Annotated in this window: 15 protein-coding genes, 1 tRNA gene and 1 other RNA gene; 11 read left to right on the plus strand and 6 right to left on the minus strand. The window is 44.5% G+C overall.

Annotated elements, in window-relative coordinates; translation table 11 throughout:
- Positions 1 to 36: 36 nt before the first annotated feature.
- The 5 genes from ACHKAR_RS12745 (at position 37) to ACHKAR_RS12765 (ending at position 2,466) form a co-directional block, all read left to right on the plus strand.
- A tRNA-Ser gene (locus ACHKAR_RS12745) sits at positions 37 to 125 on the plus strand.
- 74 nt (positions 126 to 199) lie between these two features.
- On the plus strand, positions 200 to 1,030 hold the full coding sequence (locus ACHKAR_RS12750; RefSeq protein WP_159584926.1) for a MotA/TolQ/ExbB proton channel family protein: 831 nt from the start codon (positions 200 to 202) through the stop codon (positions 1,028 to 1,030).
- Between the two features lie 19 nt (positions 1,031 to 1,049).
- Positions 1,050 to 1,361, plus strand: coding sequence for a hypothetical protein (locus tag ACHKAR_RS12755; RefSeq protein ID WP_159584925.1), 312 nt, complete (start codon positions 1,050 to 1,052; stop codon positions 1,359 to 1,361).
- Positions 1,361 to 1,996 (plus strand): ExbD/TolR family protein, encoded by a 636-nt coding sequence (locus tag ACHKAR_RS12760; protein ID WP_159584924.1) that lies wholly within the window; start codon positions 1,361 to 1,363, stop codon positions 1,994 to 1,996. The genes ACHKAR_RS12755 and ACHKAR_RS12760 overlap by 1 nt, the downstream gene beginning before the upstream one ends.
- An 8-nt stretch (positions 1,997 to 2,004) precedes the next feature.
- Positions 2,005 to 2,466, plus strand: coding sequence for an ExbD/TolR family protein (locus ACHKAR_RS12765; protein ID WP_159584923.1), 462 nt, complete (start codon positions 2,005 to 2,007; stop codon positions 2,464 to 2,466).
- A gap of 54 nt (positions 2,467 to 2,520) precedes the next feature.
- On the opposite strand, the gene ACHKAR_RS12770 is transcribed toward ACHKAR_RS12765, so the two are convergent.
- From ACHKAR_RS12770 to tsaD, 4 genes are all read right to left on the minus strand, one after another.
- Positions 2,521 to 2,916 carry a hypothetical protein gene (locus tag ACHKAR_RS12770; RefSeq protein WP_395417675.1) on the minus strand — a complete coding sequence of 132 codons (396 nt, stop codon included), beginning with the start codon at positions 2,914 to 2,916 and terminating at the stop codon, positions 2,521 to 2,523.
- Positions 2,917 to 2,985: 69 nt separating this feature from the next.
- Positions 2,986 to 3,492 (minus strand): HNH endonuclease, encoded by a 507-nt coding sequence (locus ACHKAR_RS12775; protein ID WP_395417676.1) that lies wholly within the window; start codon positions 3,490 to 3,492, stop codon positions 2,986 to 2,988.
- Between the two features lies 1 nt (position 3,493).
- A complete protein-coding gene (gene smpB / locus ACHKAR_RS12780) occupies positions 3,494 to 3,961 on the minus strand; it encodes an SsrA-binding protein SmpB (protein WP_159584920.1) in 468 nt (155 codons plus the stop codon).
- Between the two features lie 60 nt (positions 3,962 to 4,021).
- Complete coding sequence (gene tsaD, locus ACHKAR_RS12785; protein WP_395417677.1) at positions 4,022 to 5,029, minus strand: tRNA (adenosine(37)-N6)-threonylcarbamoyltransferase complex transferase subunit TsaD; 1,008 nt, start codon at positions 5,027 to 5,029, stop codon at positions 4,022 to 4,024.
- Between the two features lie 21 nt (positions 5,030 to 5,050).
- On the opposite strand from tsaD, the gene ACHKAR_RS12790 reads away from it, so the two are divergent.
- The 5 genes from ACHKAR_RS12790 (at position 5,051) to ACHKAR_RS12810 (ending at position 12,935) form a co-directional block, all read left to right on the plus strand.
- On the plus strand, positions 5,051 to 9,559 hold the full coding sequence (locus tag ACHKAR_RS12790; protein ID WP_395417678.1) for a translocation/assembly module TamB domain-containing protein: 4,509 nt from the start codon (positions 5,051 to 5,053) through the stop codon (positions 9,557 to 9,559).
- 44 nt (positions 9,560 to 9,603) lie between these two features.
- The gene (locus ACHKAR_RS12795; RefSeq protein ID WP_395417679.1) at positions 9,604 to 10,908 is read left to right on the plus strand and encodes a cryptochrome/photolyase family protein; all 1,305 of its coding nucleotides are present in this window, start codon (positions 9,604 to 9,606) and stop codon (positions 10,906 to 10,908) included.
- A gap of 33 nt (positions 10,909 to 10,941) precedes the next feature.
- The gene (locus ACHKAR_RS12800) at positions 10,942 to 11,340 is read left to right on the plus strand and encodes a hypothetical protein (protein ID WP_159584916.1); all 399 of its coding nucleotides are present in this window, start codon (positions 10,942 to 10,944) and stop codon (positions 11,338 to 11,340) included.
- A gap of 18 nt (positions 11,341 to 11,358) precedes the next feature.
- An RNA gene (gene rnpB / locus ACHKAR_RS12805) (RNase P RNA component class A) lies at positions 11,359 to 11,761 on the plus strand.
- A 16-nt stretch (positions 11,762 to 11,777) separates the two neighbouring features.
- A complete protein-coding gene (locus tag ACHKAR_RS12810) occupies positions 11,778 to 12,935 on the plus strand; it encodes a sigma-54-dependent transcriptional regulator (RefSeq protein ID WP_395417680.1) in 1,158 nt (385 codons plus the stop codon).
- 247 nt (positions 12,936 to 13,182) lie between these two features.
- On the opposite strand, the gene ACHKAR_RS12815 is transcribed toward ACHKAR_RS12810, so the two are convergent.
- Positions 13,183 to 14,154 carry a LuxE/PaaK family acyltransferase gene (locus ACHKAR_RS12815; protein ID WP_395417681.1) on the minus strand — a complete coding sequence of 324 codons (972 nt, stop codon included), beginning with the start codon at positions 14,152 to 14,154 and terminating at the stop codon, positions 13,183 to 13,185.
- A gap of 51 nt (positions 14,155 to 14,205) precedes the next feature.
- Here ACHKAR_RS12815 and ACHKAR_RS12820 point away from each other — a divergent pair, with 51 nt between their 5' ends.
- A complete protein-coding gene (locus ACHKAR_RS12820; protein ID WP_159584913.1) occupies positions 14,206 to 14,955 on the plus strand; it encodes a hypothetical protein in 750 nt (249 codons plus the stop codon).
- A 16-nt stretch (positions 14,956 to 14,971) separates the two neighbouring features.
- Here ACHKAR_RS12820 and ACHKAR_RS12825 read toward each other — a convergent pair whose 3' ends face one another.
- Positions 14,972 to 17,377 carry an alpha-ketoacid dehydrogenase subunit alpha/beta gene (locus tag ACHKAR_RS12825; RefSeq protein ID WP_395417682.1) on the minus strand — a complete coding sequence of 802 codons (2,406 nt, stop codon included), beginning with the start codon at positions 17,375 to 17,377 and terminating at the stop codon, positions 14,972 to 14,974.
- Between the last annotated feature and the right edge of the window lie 34 nt (positions 17,378 to 17,411).

Here is a 17,411-nt window from a genome sequence, read left to right on the forward strand (position 1 = left end):
ATTTGTTGCCCTGTATAAAAAATTCAAGTGAATTTAGGAGAGGTGGCCGAGTGGTTGAAGGCGCACGCCTGGAAAGTGTGTATACTCTTCACGGGGTATCGAGGGTTCGAATCCCTCTCTCTCCGCGAGTTCTTGAATAATTAATATATTTACGGATTGAAAAATAAATAAAACTTAACCGAAGACGACCACACAGATTATGAAACAGTTATTTACTCTTTTGATGTTAGCAGGTGTTTTCACCTTTTCTTCAGTGAATGCATTCGCACAAGATAGCCCCGATGTAGCATCGGATACTATAGCGGCTGAAGCTGATTCCGTTGAGGCTCCTGTAGAGGAAGAGCCAGTGGCGGCTGTTGTTGAAGAAATTGTTGAACCTGAAGAAGAGGCTGACGCAACCTTCCACCAAGTAGTGAAGGAACAATTTATCGATGGTGGACCAGAGTTCATGGGGATCGTATTGCTTTGTTTGATCCTCGGATTGGCTGTTGCAATCGAAAGAATCATTCACCTCAACCTGGCCACTACCAATGTTAAAAAATTGCTGACCAGCGTAGAGAGTGCGTTGTCTTCAGGTGGTGTAGAGGCAGCCAAGGAGGTTTGCAGAAACACCAGAGGGCCTGTAGCGTCGATCTTTGTACAAGGAATGATGAGAATGTCAGAGGGTATCGAAATGGTTGAAAAATCAATCATTGCTTACGGTTCTGTAGAGATGGGTAAATTAGAAAGAGGAATGGTTTGGATTTCCCTTTTCATCTCACTAGCTCCTATGCTTGGTTTCATGGGAACGGTAATAGGTATGATTGGTGCTTTTGATGCCATCGCAGAGGCTGGAGACGTATCTCCTTCACTTGTGGCCGGAGGTATTAAAGTAGCCCTTTTGACTACTGTTGCTGGTTTGATCGTAGCTGTAATCCTTCAGCTTTTCTACAACTACCTGGTGTCTAAAATCGATTCTTTGGTAAATAGTATGGAAGATGCTTCTATATCTCTGGTAGATATCTTGGTGAAGCATAATCTTTCTAAATAATATTTAAACTGACAGACACATGGATATCATAGATGTAGGGCTATACGCCAGTTATATTTTAATCGTGCTCTGTGCTTTGGCTGCAATAATCATTCCTTTGGCTCAGTCCTTAGGTGATCCACAGTCACTCATAAAGTCAGGGATCGGACTAGGCGCACTGATAGTGGTGTTTTTAATCGGATACATTATTGCGGGCTCAGATACAGGCTCTGCAGACATCACTGAAAGCACTTCGAAGCTGGTAGGTGGAGGAATCATATCAATGTATATATTCTTCTTTATTGCGCTGGCAGGGATTGTTTATACTGAAATCTCAAAATTGATTAAGTAATGCCAAGAGGTAAAAAACGACCACTACCTGAGGTTAGCTCAGGGTCTATGGCGGACATAGCGTTTCTCTTGCTCATTTTCTTTTTGGTAACAACTACCATAGCAAATGACAAGGGGATTACGCTCTTGCTTCCACCAAAACCAGACCCTAATGAGCCACCACCAGAGGTGACGAAGAACGATAAGAATATCTATAAGATCCTTGCCAACTCCAGCGACCAGTTATTGGTGGAAGATGAGCCATACAAGGGGACTATGGAAGATCTGAAGAGAGAGGTTAAAGAGTTCGTTTTGAACTTTGGTGACCCAACAGAAGAAGGGATAATAGTTTACAATAGCTTGCCATCACCCATGAAGGCGGAGGTGAATAGATTCGGTAAGAGACTCGACTCATCAGATGACCCCACTGAGTGTGTGGTATCATTCAAAGCTGCTCGAGGTACAAGCTATGAGCTATATATCAATGTACTTGATGCCATCAACGGAGCCTACAATGAAATCTACGCTCAGAGAGTAGGGATTTCTGTAGAGGAGTGGTTGGCATTAGATAAGGATGACGATATTCAAAAGGATATGTATAATCGGGCAAGATCTAATATCCCCCGTGCGATATCAATTGCTGAACCTGATAAATAATTTGAAGCATGTCTAAATTTAAGAAGAGTTCGAACACGCAACAGGAAATTCCTACTGCCGCTCTGCCTGATATTATTTTCATGCTCTTGTTTTTCTTCATGGTAACCACCGTGATGAGAGAGACTGATATCATGGTGAAGCAGCAGCTTCCTCGAGCTACACAGTTGACCAAAATTGAAAGAAAGTCCTTAGTAAGCTATATCTACATCGGTGAGCCGAAAAATACTGCTCAGTATGGTAATGAACCTAAGATTCAAACCAATGATGTTTTTGTAGAGGCTAATGAAATCGTTCAGTTTGTGAGTCAGGAGAAAGACAAGCTGTCAGAAGTGGAGCGCGATCAGATCACTATGTCTATGAAAGTGGATGTAGAGGTGAAGATGGGAATTGTTTCTGATGTGCAGCAAGAATTAAGAGAAGCCAATGCAAGAAAGGTGCTCTATAGTTCTGTGAAGAAAGCTGAAATTTAAGAAGAGTATTTACTTAAGAATATCAAAACCTGAAGGGACACCTTCAGGTTTTTTTTATTTCTTCTGTTTTTCAAGCCAGTCGTTAAACTCATTGCGGATATTGTCCAGTTGCTTTCCGGCATCTTCATAAACTCCTTTGGCTTCCTTACTCACTCGTTTGAGGTCTTTTTCAGAGGCGTTTTTTACTTTTTTGATCATTCTGCGCACTTTGATCCTTTCTGCCTGAAGTTTTTCCACGGCTTTGTAAGTTTGAAACCGCGCGTCTTCGGCGAGTTCACCAGCTCCTTCCTGGAGTTCGGCTATTTTCTTCTCAAGATCATCTTTAGTTTCTTCCAGATTTTTCTCAAGGGCCTGCTTCGAGAGGGTTTCTTCTGAGCTGGATTCTGTGGTTTGGCAGGAGAAACACAGAACAAGGGCAGAGAGGAGTAGTGATGTTTTTAATAGCTTCATGGGATTGGTTTTGTTGATACTGTAGTACGAACCTACAAAGATTGAGCGATTTATTCTTTTTATGTACGGCTAGGCGATTGCCTTTCTTTCCAGATAGGGTATCCAGTCCTCTCTGAGGCTCTTGGTGGTAGATCTTAAGAACATCACATAGGAGGGCCTCACAGGCTTACTGGTGAGCTTCAGTCCGACATCCTCTGGTCGGTAGTCGCCCTTGCGGGCATTACAGTTCTTACAGGCTGTGACCAGGTTAGTCCATGATGACTTCCCACCCTTGGATTTCGGTATCAGATGATCCAATGTGAGGTCTTTGCTGGCACCACAGTACTGACAGGAAAATTGATCCCTTTTGAATACATTGTGGCGGGTGAGTATGACCCCTTTGTAAGGGACATTCACATACTTATGAATCTTGATCACTGAAGGGTAAGGATATTCCCGTGAAACGCTCCTTAGGGTTTTTTCCTTCACTTGGCTAAGCGTATCAGCTTTTTGGAGATAGACCAGCAAAAATGCGCGCTCCACAGAGCATACTGTGAGGGGACTGAAATCCGCATTTAATACCAGTACAGTACTCATTTCAAATTTTTAACCGTTTGAGTTCCCTATCCTGATCTTTCTTTTTGATACTATCCCTCTTGTCAAAAAGTTTTTTACCTCTCGCCACAGCAATTTCCACCTTGGCAAAGCCCCGACTATTGATATACATCTTCGTCGGCACGATGGTCAATCCCTTTTCTTCGGTTTTTGTCTTAATTTTTTCTACCTCTTTTTTCTTAAGAAGCAGTTTACGATCCCGTGTGATCTCGTGATTAGCAAAGGAGCTATTCGAATAGGGAGAGATGTTCATACTCTTGATAAAAACCTCGTCATTCTTCAGGTAACAATAGGCTTCCTGCACACTTGCCTTACCCTCACGAATGGACTTGATTTCCGTTCCCTTCAATACAATGCCCGCTTCATATTTGTCTATGAATTCATATTCATAACTGGCCTTTCGATTTTTGATCGAAATGTTATTAGAAAAACGTGAGGTGTCTTTTGCCATGGTTTTTACTTGGTCAATTTTAAAAATAATGAAGTTGGAGGTCTAATGGAAAGTATTTGACTAGGAAAATGACATTCTCGGCTGAGGGCTGTCCCGGAGCGTACCGGTTTTACCTGCTTTCAAGTGGTAATAGCCTGCCGTGGCTATCATGGCCGCATTATCCGTACAGTACTCAAATTTGGGAATAAAAACCTTCCATCCATATTTATCAGCATCTGAGAGCAACCGATTTCTCAGGCCGCTGTTAGCTGAAACACCTCCGGCGATGGCTATGTTTTTTATTTTTTCTCTTTTTGCTGCCAGTTTGAGTTTCACAAAGAGCATATCGATGAGGGTGCCTTGCAGGCTTGCCGCCAGGTCGTTGATGTTTTCGTTGATGAACTGATCGTTCTTTTTCATGCCATCCCTCAGGAAATACATGAAGGCAGTTTTGATACCGGAAAACGAATAATCCAGGTCGGGAATGTCACTATGCGGAAAAGTGAACCTTTTAGCATCTCCTGTCTTGGCCAGTTGATCAATTTTTGGTCCGCCTGGGTATCCCACACCCAATAATTTCGCACACTTATCAAAAGCTTCACCAACAGCGTCATCTTTGCTCTGGCCGATGATGGACATATCCAGGTGGCTGTTTACCCTTACGATCTGTGTATGCCCTCCGCTAACCGTGAGGCATAGAAAGGGGAACTCCGGCATAGGATCTTCGATAAAGTGTGCAAGTACATGAGCCTGCATGTGATTGATAGGGATAATGGGTATGCCCAGCGCCATGGCTGCTGTTTTAGCAAAGGAGCTTCCCACAAGGAGCGCCCCAAGTAGCCCTGGCCCTTGGGTGTAGGCAATGGCATCTAAATCTGACATTTTTATATCGGCAGCCACCAATGCTTCGTTAATCACCGGAATGAGATTCTTTTGATGTGCACGTGATGCCAGTTCAGGGACTACCCCGCCGTAACTTTCATGGATGGATTGAGTTGCAATTATGTTATTGATTATTTTTCCATCTTTGCACACAGCAGCGGCGGTTTCATCGCAAGATGACTCTATACCTAATATCGTGGTACTCATCAGAACAGAATTTTACGGGATTTGAAGGGAAAGATTACATTTAGAAGTGCGGTTGTTTTGCTCAGAAAGCTGATTTTCTGGAGCATCACTGGCATTGCTATTTTTCTCGTCATCTTGATTTTGCTATTGCAAACCCCCTTCTTACAAAATTATCTTGCCAATGAGGTGCTGTCATTAATCAATGCAAACACCCGGCAAACCGCAAAGTTTACAAACATTAAGATCAAATGGTTTGATTTTGTGGAAATAAAAGGGCTGGAAGTGAAAGATTATCAGGACAATGTGATGATTTCGGCCAGTACCATTCAGGTGGATTATCAATTGGATCATTTGCTGGTAGAGGGGGATTTGTGGTTTGATCAGATTTATTTGAGAGACGGTGCCTTGCATATGAAAAAATATGAGGACACACTCAACCTCAACCTTATTGAGTTTATTAATGACCTAAGGGCGCTGGCCCCCAAAAAGCAGGATACCGTGTCCAAAGCTTCCGCGCCAAAGTTGTCTCTCGGCAAGATCCGACTCGATCAATTTCAGTTTTCATACGACAATCGATTGAATGATAGCCTACCTCAGGGGAAGTTTGATTACGGGCATTTCTTGCTGGAGATACCAGGAGCTACGTTTGCTGATTTCACGATAATACGTGATACCATTCAGGCCGAAATCAGATCCCTGGCTGCGAGAGATCCCGCTACAGGTCTGACAGTGGAAAAGTTGCAAACCATGTTTATGCTGAATAGTCATGAGATTGATTTGAGTGATTTGGTACTGGAGACTCGTCATTCTATTATAAGGGATCATTTTGGCTTAAAGTATTCAGATTTTTCAGCGCTTTCAGACTTCACCAATAGCGTAGCACTTGATGTGAATTTGGTGGATGCTCGCATTTCGAAGCATGACCTTGCTTTTTTCGTTGATTTGCCCACTGATGATTTTGAAGTGAATATATCCACTCAGATTTCTGGTCCCGTTCCCAGGCTTTCATTGAGTAACCTCCAATTGGATTTTGGAATAGGAACACACCTGGAGGGAAGTTTTGATTTTATGGGACTGCCGGCCATAGAGGAGACGTTTATTGACGCCAGGGTGAAGGAGGCGTTGATTTATCCACAGGATGTGCAGGTCTTCACTACTGCTTCGCTGAAGGAATTGGAAGAATTGGGTGAAATTAGTTTTTCCGGGAGATTCTTGGGATTTACCAACGATTTTGTTGCGAACGCCACTTTTGATACAAATGAAGGCAAGGTCTATTCCGATTTAAACCTGAAATTCCCAAAGGGATGGGAAGAAGCCAGCTATTCGGGAAAGCTGAAACTCGATCACTTTAATGTGGGCAAAGTCATTGGAGATACAATGCTGGTGGGGAGGGTGAACCTGGAAGGCAAAATAGATGGACAGGGCCTGACCCAGAAGAATGCCAAGTTCTATTTGGATGCAGAAGTGTTTAGATCTGAAATTTTCGGGTACGAGTATGAACATATCAAAGCCAATGGCCAGTTCTCTTCGCAGTTTTTTGAAGGGAAGTTGGAGATTACCGATCCTAACTGTAAGGTACTGACCGAAGGTAGTGTGGATTTGAAGCAGGCTCCTGAAAGGGTAAAAATCTACTCAGAGATAGATACACTTGACTTGTTCGCTTTGGGCTTTACCAGGACAAAATGGAGAATCAATGGAAGGGTGGATGCGGATCTTAGCGGGCTTAATCTGGATAGCCTGCAGGGTAGTGTGAGAATAGACGATTTAGGTTTGGTATGGTCGGATGATTCACTGAAACTTGATTCGGTGAAGCTCAACTCTTCCTTGATAGGGCGGCAGAGACGGATTGAATTGATCCTACCAGAACTGGATGTCCAGTTGGAGGGGGATTTTTACTTCTCACAGATATCTTCGGATATTGAAACAATGGCCTCTGAATTAGAGGCCTATTTCAGCCCTGATTACTCCAAAGATGTTGAGAAAGTTTCTGCGGAGCAGACCGTGAATAGCTACTCTATTGATTTTGAGGTCAGGTACCATGACATCTCCAGATATACCAATTTGATTTTCGATAAGGATCTCTACTTGTCTCCCAAAGGCATGTTCGAAGGAACTTATTACCAAAGGAAAAATGCCACGTTGTCCATCTTTTCAGAAATAGATTCAGTCTATTTCAATGGCTTTTCTTTTAATCAGAATACGATTGATGTGAACCTGTCAAAAGACCTGGATTCAGCCGGGATCATTGCCTCAGTCTTTATCGACTCACAAAAGCAAGCGTGGAAAGATAATCCACCTACCAAGAATTTGTCCATTGAAGCTGTATGGTTTGATGATAAGATCAATTTCTATACCAGCATTGCGCAACCGGAGAATAATAGTTCGGCCGACATCAATGGTGAAATGAAATTATCAGACGACCGACTTACCTTCAATTTCCTCCCATCAAAATTAGTAGCCTTTGGCGAACGCTGGTATTTTAACCCCTACAACAAGATCACCCTGACCGAGAAGGAATTGGTGTTTGATAGGATGGAGTTGTACCAAAATGATCAATCCATACTGCTAAAAGGCATCTATACAGACAGTGCCGCCACCAACCTGAATTTATCTTTTAAAAACTTTGATCTAAAGGCCCTGGGAGCACTACTCCCCGTCAGTCTGGGCGGTGTATTGGATGCCACAGTTGACCTCCTAAGAGAAGACATGGAAAGTCCATTTATTCTTGATAGTGACCTGAATGTAAATGCGTTCGAATTGAACGAATTTGTGGTGGGGAATGTAGCCGGGAGATCCAAATGGAACCCAGGTAGACGTGGGTTGGAAATTGATTTTGGAGTGCAGAGAGAAGCCATTAACACCATTACCATCGCTGGCATGTACATTCCCGGGGACTCTCTGGAGCAGCTGGATATTAAGGCAGAATTTAATCAAGCGAACTTGCAGTTGTTGGATCCATTCCTGCAGGGTTTGTTTTCGGATATAGGTGGGTTTGCGGATGGTGAGATTGCAATCACGGGATCTACCAGGTATCCTGTCCTGAACGGCTCCAGTAGCGTTTCCAATGGGCGATTTACTTTTGATTATCTGGGAACTACCTACTCTTTCGACGGGGATTTGTCTTTCGATAACAAGGCCATTAATTTCAATGGAATCAAGCTGAGAGATCGTGACGATGACAGGGCCACTTTGAGTGGCGCCATCTATCATCGAGGATTCCGCGAACTGGAAGTGGATATCAATATGGCCGTGAGGGATTTTCAGCTCTTGAATACCACGGCCTCTGAAAATAGTTTGTATTATGGTACCGCCAACGCGACCGGGGATATCAGTATCGCAGGACCTGTGGAGGATCTGATCATCAAGGCGAAAGCTACTACAGAGAAAGGGACCAAACTATTTATACCCCTTTCCGAAAGTAGTGAGATTACCCAAAAGGATTACATCTCATTCGTCGATTTCTCTGATACCACCAACACTTTTAATATTGATGAAATCGTCAAAAACAGCATTTCAGGCATTCGATTGGATTTTGAAATAGATGTGACTCCTGATGCATATGTGGAGCTGATTTTTGATATCAGAACAGGAGACATTATTCGGGGCAGGGGCAATGGTAACCTCAAAATGTTTTTGGATACCAATGGAGAATTCGAGCTGTTTGGCGACCTCAGCATTACTGAAGGGGCCTATAATTTCACCATTCCAGCCCTTGGTATCAACAAGGAATTCACGGTATCTGCCGGGAGTACCATTTCTTGGTATGGAGATCCCTATTCCGGTATTCTAAACCTCAATGCGAACTACAGACAATTGGCTTCTTTTGATGAGTTTGATGGAACTGCTGATGCGAGTGCAGTCAGTCAAAAGTATCCGGTGCTGGTAGTGTTGAAGTTGCAGGGTGAAATGCTTTCTCCACGTATCGACTTTGAAATCAAGCTGGAAGATTCTCAGTCTTCCCCTACCTCCGACGTGCAGCGCGCGCTGAGTGTTATGAATAACAATGAGCAGGAACTCAAGCGACAGGTATTTAGCTTACTTATTCTGCGTAAGTTTTACAGGCAGTCTAGCTTCAATGTGGGCGGTAGCGATGTGGGCGGTAGTCTCAGCGAGTTTCTTTCCAATCAGTTTTCTTACTTCATCAGTCAGGTAGATGAAAACCTGGAGGTAGATGTAGACCTCTCTTCTCTTGATGCCAACGCTTTCAATACGTTTCAGCTTCGGCTGTCATACACCTTCATGGATGGACGCTTGCGTGTAAGTGGAGGTGGGGCCATACCGAGTAGTGGAGCGGATGATCCCAGCACAAATGATGTGATTGGCGATTGGTCCATCCGGTATTTGTTAACGCCAGATGGTCACTTTAGGGTGAAGGCCTTTAGTAAGACCGAACAAATAGCGAACGATTTGCAGCGGGAAACCGGGGTGAGCTTTCAGTACATCAAGTCCTTTGATGACCTGAGGGAATTGCTCACACGCACCCGGGAAGCTGCCATCTCCAGCAAGCCTAAAGATATGAGCAAGGAACGGGCTGCCAATGAGGAGGGATAATCCTTCATTCCTAAACTATTCCAGCTGGTTCAGGTTTTTATTCCATGGCTAAGATTAACATTTTCTGGCATCGCAGAGACCTGAGGGGTCATGACAACACTGGGCTCCAATATGCTTTGACAGCCGGGCTTCCTGTTTTGCCCGTCTTTATTTTTGATACCAATATCTTGGATGAGCTCGAGGACAGAAAGGATCCAAGGATCACATTCATTCATGATCAGGTCACTCGACTGAACACCTACTATCGGGAGCATGGAGGTGCTCTGGATGTCTATCATGGCACTCCTCATCAGGCCTTTGAAGCTATCCTTGAAAATTATGAGGTGAATGGTGTTTTCACCAATCGGGACTATGAACCGTACGCCACAGCCCGAGATTCAGCTTTGGAGAATAGTATGAAGGCTAAAGGGGTGGATTTCTTCACTTTTAAAGATCAGGTCATTTTTGAAGCAGGTGAAATTCTTACAAAAGAAGGGGAGCCCTACAAGGTTTTTACTCCTTACAAGAATAGGTGGCTTGAGAAATTCAATCAGTTAGGTGTCTCAAAGCACGATAGTGAAGCGAATTTGAAAACCCTGGTGCCCGCGAGAGGTAGGGAAATACCTTCCCTCGCGGAGATGAATTTTGAACGTACGGAGATCGACTTACCCCCGGCTGAGATAAGTGATGCTCTGATATCCCAGTATGCGGCCAGAAGAGACTTCCCTGCTGAGCATGGTACTTCTAAGCTTGGTGTCCATTTGCGTTTTGGTACAGTGAGCATCAGGGATTTGGTACGCAGAGCACACGGCTTATCTGACACATGGCTCAGTGAGTTGATTTGGAGGGAGTTTTACATGATGATTCTGGCTCACTACCCCAGGGTAATAGATCAGGCATTCAAGCCACAGTATGATCGTATTCCTTGGATCAATGATGAGACTCAGTTTGAAAAGTGGTGCAACGGGATGACAGGTTATCCGTTGGTAGATGCAGGTATGCGAGAGTTGAATGCTACAGGGTATATGCACAATAGGGTGAGAATGGTGGTGGCTAGTTTCCTAACCAAGCATCTGTTGATCGATTGGAGGTGGGGAGAGCGTTATTTTGCCAGTAGACTTTTGGATTTCGAGTTGAGTAGCAACAACGGTGGCTGGCAATGGGCGGCAGGTACGGGTACAGATGCACAGCCTTATTTCCGGGTCTTTAACCCCTACAGTCAGCAGGAGAAATTTGATCCGAAACTAAAGTATGTGAGACGTTGGGTGCCAGAGTATGGAAGTCCTGACTATCCTGAACCGATTGTTTCTCATAAAGAAGCGCGCCTTCGGGCTATAGAAACCTACAAGCTGGCACTTTCTCAGAACTGATTTTTTTGTATATTTCCATAACCAAAAAACATCATGGACTTTAAAGATTTTAGTAAAAGATTTGCCGATAAAATTGGTGGAGAGTATCAGGAATATGATGATAACCATTCAATTTTTGTAATTCCGCTAAAGGATGATCGATTCCAGACTGTGATAGCCCGGCTGGTGGATCACGAAAAATACAACCGGAAGACTGTACAGGTGACCTCCAAGGTATGCAGTGTGGATCATCCTATAGACTACCCGGCTGTATTGGAAGCAAGCAAGGATTTTGTACATACCAATTTCATTGTGGAAGATGGCTTTCTGAAGGTGGATACTTCTATATTTTTAGATCATACCGATGAGAATCTTATCGAAGAGATGATCACAGAGGTAGCGTATACTGCCGATGAGTGGGAGTTTAAAATTACTGGTCAGGATGTCTTCTGATTTATCTATTTTTGCGTCATTGCAAGTCGGCTCATCGCTCTGATTCCATCATTACAGGAGTCAGAGAGGAAAGTCCGGGCAGCGTAGAGCGCCGCACTTCCTAACAGGAAGGAGCCTATTCAGGAATGGATAGGCGACAGATAGTGCCACAGAAAACAAACTTCCCTTTTGATTTTTCAGATGGGTAAAGGTGAAAAGGTGAGGTAAGAGCTCACCGGCTCTTGTGTGAGCAAGAGTGCATGGTAAACCTTGCGGGCTGAAAGGCCAAATAGGTTCTGCTCTAAGGGTTGCTCGCCCAAATGCAGAATGGGTAGGCTGATGGATCCTGATGGTGACGTCAGGACTAGATAAATGATGAGCATTCTGCTGCGGTGATTATCGGAGCGGGATACAGGACCCGGCTTACAGACTTGCTTTTTTTATTTTAACTCATTTACATGTCTCATATATTGATTGTTGACGATGAGAAAACTATTCGTCAGGCCCTGAAAGATATCCTCGAGGATGAATCTTATGAAGTGAGTGAAGCTCCTGATGGTGAAGCAGCCTGGGCACTGCTGGAGGAGCAAACGTATGATGTGGTACTCTGCGATATCAAGATGCCCAAAATGGATGGAGTAGAGCTCCTCTCCAAAGCAATGGAGAGTGGCATGGATGTTCCTTTCATTATGATTTCCGCACATGGGACTATAGAGACCGCAGTAGACGCTACTAAGAAAGGAGCCTTTGACTTCATTCAGAAGCCACCGGATCTGAACAGACTACTACTCACCGTCAGAAATGCGCTCAGCAACTCCACCTTACAGACAGAGACCAAACGGCTGAAGAAAAAAATCAACAGCCGATATGATATTGTGGGGGAATCTGCAGGTATTGTTGAGATCAAAGAGACCATCGAAAAGGTGGCGCCTACGGAGGCGAGAGTGCTCATCACCGGAGAAAATGGCACGGGGAAAGAGCTTGTGGCCAGGTGGCTCCATGAGAAGAGTCATCGAAGTGCCAGTCCGATGATCGAAGTGAATTGCGCCGCTATTCCGTCAGAGCTTATTGAGAGTGAACTCTTCGGTCACGAAAAGGGATCTTTCACCTCCGCACACAAGCAAAGGAGCGGAAAATTCGAGCAAGCTCAGGGTGGAACACTTTTTTTGGATGAAATTGGTGACATGAGCTTGTCGGCTCAAGCTAAGGTGCTTCGTGCACTGCAGGAGAACCAGATCACTCGCGTTGGTGGGGATAAAAACATCAAGGTGGACGTCAGGGTATTGGCGGCTACCAACAAGGATCTGAGGAAAGAGATTGAAGCAGGAAGGTTTAGGGAAGACTTATATCACAGGCTGAGTGTGATGATCATCCATGTACCTGCATTGAGAGATCGAAGCGATGACATTCCGTTGCTTGTTGACCATTTCCTCAATCAGGTGTCTCAGGAGTACGGTACTGCACCTAAAAAAATCACATCTGAGGCTATAGAATTGCTTCAGAAATACAAATGGACAGGAAACATACGAGAACTGCGTAATATCGTGGAGCGACTGATTATTATGTCAAATGCTCAGATTACGAAGGAGGATGTGATAAAATACGTAGAGATTTAGGGCTTATACCTTGGCCGCTTCTTCAACAGGCTGCTGCTCAACATCTACGTTAGCGTATGTTGGGCAGGTCTTTTGGGTACAGGCTGAAAAACCTAATATTACGAGTGCGATAATTACAAATTTCAATTTCATGAGCGGCTTTATTTTTCTAAAAGGATAGAACACTCTGGTTGGTTACCTTTCTCAAAAATATCACTTACTTTAGTTCTAAACAAAAAAAAACACTTAATTGTCGGCATTAATATTATTATACCAAGAGGTTGCAACCCCTTATATCTGAGTTGTCAAAGCGGCCAAGTACCTCAAAATGACCCGTTTTACTCTCCAGGCCGAGATCTTTTGTTTCCACAAATGCACATGAATTTATATTGGCAAGATCCACAATGTTGAGACCTCCGGTCCGCCCGACGGGTAGAAAACTGAATGGATCATTGATATCTCTCACCAGCGCCCTGGCCCATGGCGGAAAGGCGAACTGCCCTCCCATGGCGTAAGCCTGAGAAGTGAGCTCGGTCATTCCATATTCGGAGTGAATGTGCTCCACCGCGAAATTTTTCATCAATACCTCGTGCAGCTCAGTACGGATCATTTCTTTCCTGCGCCCCTTCATGCCACCGGTTTCCATCACAATCAGATTATCCGCAGATAAGCTCAATGCATCTGCCATGTCCAGTAACGCATAAGTTACGCCGATCAGCAATTTTTTACGCTCGGATGATGTGATGGCTTTTTGAAGGGATGTATGATCCCCTAGATAGTAGGCGCTGGCGGGATGAGCCTGACTCATGAAGTGGTCCACCATGCTAATGAGGGAAGAGTCCCCTTGTTCCAGATAGGAAGGCAAGAGCGCCATAATCTCTATGGACTGAAGGGCGCCATAAAGCCTTTCAAAAGTCACCTGAGCGATCTTGTGGTAGAAGCCCAGGTCACGTACATGGTGCTCACTTCTTTGCATTCCTGTAGTGCCGCTGCTCATGAAAACCTTCTCCGATTTCCATTTTCCGGTCATTACCTGGTGCGTTTTGAAGAACTCAATGGGTAAAAAAGGAATATCTTGTAATGAGTGAACGTTATCCGGAGATTTTCCCAAATGCTGGCAGTAAATTTGATAGGTAGGATTGTGGAGGTACTGATAGACAAAGACCTCCAGTGCGTAGGTCTGAAAATTTTCGGGCTGAATAGAAAATATTTTGGATTTGAAATTTTCGTAATCAAACATCGGTTATATCCACAATAAGGGAAAGAAATAATAGTTTTGTCTTTAACGAGTATGAACCTGAGAAAAGCTCAAATATCTATAATTTTAGTCACACTGCTGGTCAGTGGATGTTTTCCTCCACCAGAATTTCCAGATGTTCCGAACATTCGCTTTAGCAGCCTACAGTACATTGATTATGAGACTGCCAGAGACTCCATGGTGTTGAAATTTGAGTTTGAGGATGGGGATGGAGATATTGGACTCACTGCAGATGAAATTCGCACTCCTTATCATCCTTTTAACATTGTCATTGACTCCAGGGATTCTATCGTGCGATATTCAGACCCCGATGTAGTACCACCTCTTTACCTGGTAGATCCTCTTGGAAATGTCACTCCATTTAGTGAAACAGATAACAGGCCTCCTTTCAACTGTAGTAGTTATCAGGTGGGAAACTTTACAGATATAGGAACCGATACTTTTTACATTCAAAAGAATCCTTATCACAACAATCTCCATATTCAGTTTTTGAGGAAGAAAAATGGTGCATATACGAAAATAGATTTTGCTTCCGAATTTGGTAATGCTAGTTGTGATGTAGTGGATTTTAACGGACGTATTCCCATTTTTGACCGGGAGAATATAGGTCGATCGCTCAGCGGCACCATTAGTTATGCGATGCTCTCAGCGGGCTTTCCGATTATTCTCCGATCGGATACTTTCAAGGTCAAATTCTACATCTACGACCGGGATCTCAACAAAAGCAATGAGGTAGAATCACCAGATCTTACCCTGAGTAAAATCACACTCAGCCGGGACTAGAAGAGGTAAAAGATAACTACAAAATAGCCTTATATCGCTCAGGGTTTATCTCGTGCATCAAAGCATAGATTTTCTCGAAGACATCTTCTGTGCTGGGTTTGGAGAAGTAATCGCCATCCGTACCATATGCAGGCCTGTGTTCCTGAGCGGTGATGGTGATTGGTTTTGAGTCCAGATGGAAGAATCCGCCATCGCGCTCCAGTACATTTTGCATCATAAAGGCCGAAGCACCTCCCGGTACATCTTCATCAATGAAGGCAATTTTGTTCGTCTTCTTCAGTGATTCCACTATGTCCTTGTTTCGGTCAAAGGGGAGAAGTGTCTGTACGTCGATGATCTCACATGAGATATCAAATTCACTGAGTTGCTGGGCGGCATCCATCACGATGCGGCACATGCTGCCATAGGTGACCAATGTGATGTCGGTGCCCTCACGCAGGGTTTCGGGAATTCCTAGCGGCACCTTGATCTCACCAATGTTTTGTGGCATTTTTTCCTTCAGACGGTAGCCATTGAGCGACTCGATGATCAAAGCCGGATCATCGGAATCCATCAAAGTGTTGTAAAAACCAGCCGCCTGGGTCATGTTTCTAGGCACCAGTACGTGTATGCCACGTAGCGAATTGATAATCATACCCATGGGAGAGCCACTGTGCCATACGCCTTCCAGTCTATGTCCTCTGGTGCGTATGATGAGTGGTGCCTTTTGGCCTCCTTTCATTCGGTAATGAAGACTGGCAAGGTCATCTGATAGGGTCTGGAGGGCGTAAATCAAATAGTCGAGGTACTGGATTTCAGCAATTGGCCTCAGCCCCCTCAGAGAGGCGCCGATGCCTTGCCCGATGATGGTGAGTTCGCGAATTCCAGTGTCGGTAATCCTGATTTCTCCGTATTTCTCCTGTAGGCCTGCAAATCCCTGATTCACGTCGCCTATCCTCCCTACATCTTCTCCAAAGGCGATTACCCTTGGGTCTCGCTCAAAAAGGGCGTCGAAGCAGGCCTGAACCACCTCACGACCATCTACCAGTTTGGAGTCTTCTCCAAAGACGGGAGCTACAGCTTCGGTGTTTAATGGCGATTCGGCAGACTGACTATACAGATGGGAATTGTATTCATCCCTGTATTTCTCCTGTTTCTCTTTCAGCCAGTTCTGAAGTCGCTTCTTTTCTTCAGAGTCATTGTCAGTCAGGTACCTGAGGCTCTTTCTTACAGCCTTTGCAATATCGGCCTTCAGCGCATTCAGAGAGCTTTTCAGGTCATTTTTTATTTGCTGAAGAATCTTATTGTTATTAGAAGTCAGGGCAGCTTTACCTATCAGTTCTATCGCCTGATTTAGGTCCTCCTTGATTTCACTCATGTAATCTTTCCAGGCGTTTTCACGTGCCTTTTTGGCCTTGGCCCTGGCTTCTTTTTCCAAAGCGTCCAACTCGGCAGGGGTTGCTATCCCTTCTTCCTCCATCCACTTCCTCATCTTCAGTAGGCAATCATGGCCCTTTTCCCACTCCAATCGGTCTTTGGGCTTATAGCGCTCATGTGAACCGGATGTGGAATGTCCCTGAGGTTGGGTGAGTTCTTCCACATGTACCAGACAGGGTATATGTTCTTCCCTGGCTAGTTTCACGGCCTTGCGGTAGGTTTCTACCAGCGCCGGATAATCCCATCCTTTTACGGTAAATATCTCTATGCCGGCTTGGTTTTCTGTACGCTGAAAGCCAGCCAGTGCCTTGGAAATAGATTCCTTGGTAGTGTGGTATTTCTGCGGTACTGAGATGCCGTAGCCATCATCCCATACCGACATGACCATGGGGATTTGTAGCACCCCGGCCGCATTCATGGCCTCAAAAAAGTGTCCTTCAGAGGTAGAGGCATTCCCGATCGTGCCAAAAGCCACCTCATTTCCATTGATGGAAAAATCTTTAAAATCTTTAAGGTTTGGGTTATTCCTGTAAAGCTTGGAAGCCCACCCGAGCCCAATCAGACGAGGCATTTGTGCGGCAGTAGGAGAGATATCCGAACTACTGTTTTTGATATCTGTCAAGGTGCGCCACTCACCTTTAGCGTTAATGGATCGGGTACCGAAGTGACCGTTCATCATCCGCCCGGCAGAAGCCGGCTCTGCAGCTACATCCGTATGTGCATAGAGTTGAGCAAAAAACTGCTGAGAGGTCACCTGGCCTATGGCCATGACGAACGTTTGATCGCGGTAATATCCCGATCTCCAGTCTCCATTTTGAAAGAATTTGGCAGCGGCTATTTGTGCGAGTTCTTTTCCATCACCGAAGATTCCAAATTTGGCTTTCCCCATAAAGACCTCCTTGCGCCCAATCAAACTATCCTCACGGCTTTCAATAGCCAGTGCATAATCTGCGAGTATTTCTGCTTTTTTCAGGTTGGTCTTCTTGCTGGTTTTCACGGCACTCATAGTGAGAATTTAGGTAAAAATGAGAATGAAAAAG

It is taken from the genome of Marinoscillum luteum (genome assembly GCF_044005705.1).
Lineage (GTDB): Bacteria > Bacteroidota > Bacteroidia > Cytophagales > Cyclobacteriaceae > Marinoscillum > Marinoscillum luteum.

Excerpts from the sequence above, each read along its gene's own strand:
- ACHKAR_RS12750 (WP_159584926.1), top strand. The coding sequence starts at position 200 with ATGAAACAGTTATTTACTCTTTTGATGTTAGCAGGTGTTTTCACCTTT.
- ACHKAR_RS12755 (WP_159584925.1), top strand. The coding sequence starts at position 1,050 with ATGGATATCATAGATGTAGGGCTATACGCCAGTTATATTTTAATCGTG.
- ACHKAR_RS12760 (WP_159584924.1), top strand. The coding sequence starts at position 1,361 with ATGCCAAGAGGTAAAAAACGACCACTACCTGAGGTTAGCTCAGGGTCT.
- ACHKAR_RS12765 (WP_159584923.1), top strand. The coding sequence starts at position 2,005 with ATGTCTAAATTTAAGAAGAGTTCGAACACGCAACAGGAAATTCCTACT.
- ACHKAR_RS12770 (WP_395417675.1), bottom strand. The coding sequence starts at position 2,916 with ATGAAGCTATTAAAAACATCACTACTCCTCTCTGCCCTTGTTCTGTGT.
- ACHKAR_RS12775 (WP_395417676.1), bottom strand. The coding sequence starts at position 3,492 with ATGAGTACTGTACTGGTATTAAATGCGGATTTCAGTCCCCTCACAGTA.
- smpB (WP_159584920.1), bottom strand. The coding sequence starts at position 3,961 with ATGGCAAAAGACACCTCACGTTTTTCTAATAACATTTCGATCAAAAAT.
- tsaD (WP_395417677.1), bottom strand. The coding sequence starts at position 5,029 with ATGAGTACCACGATATTAGGTATAGAGTCATCTTGCGATGAAACCGCC.
- ACHKAR_RS12795 (WP_395417679.1), top strand. The coding sequence starts at position 9,604 with ATGGCTAAGATTAACATTTTCTGGCATCGCAGAGACCTGAGGGGTCAT.
- ACHKAR_RS12800 (WP_159584916.1), top strand. The coding sequence starts at position 10,942 with ATGGACTTTAAAGATTTTAGTAAAAGATTTGCCGATAAAATTGGTGGA.
- ACHKAR_RS12810 (WP_395417680.1), top strand. The coding sequence starts at position 11,778 with ATGTCTCATATATTGATTGTTGACGATGAGAAAACTATTCGTCAGGCC.
- ACHKAR_RS12815 (WP_395417681.1), bottom strand. The coding sequence starts at position 14,154 with ATGTTTGATTACGAAAATTTCAAATCCAAAATATTTTCTATTCAGCCC.
- ACHKAR_RS12820 (WP_159584913.1), top strand. The coding sequence starts at position 14,206 with ATGAACCTGAGAAAAGCTCAAATATCTATAATTTTAGTCACACTGCTG.
- ACHKAR_RS12825 (WP_395417682.1), bottom strand. The coding sequence starts at position 17,377 with ATGAGTGCCGTGAAAACCAGCAAGAAGACCAACCTGAAAAAAGCAGAA.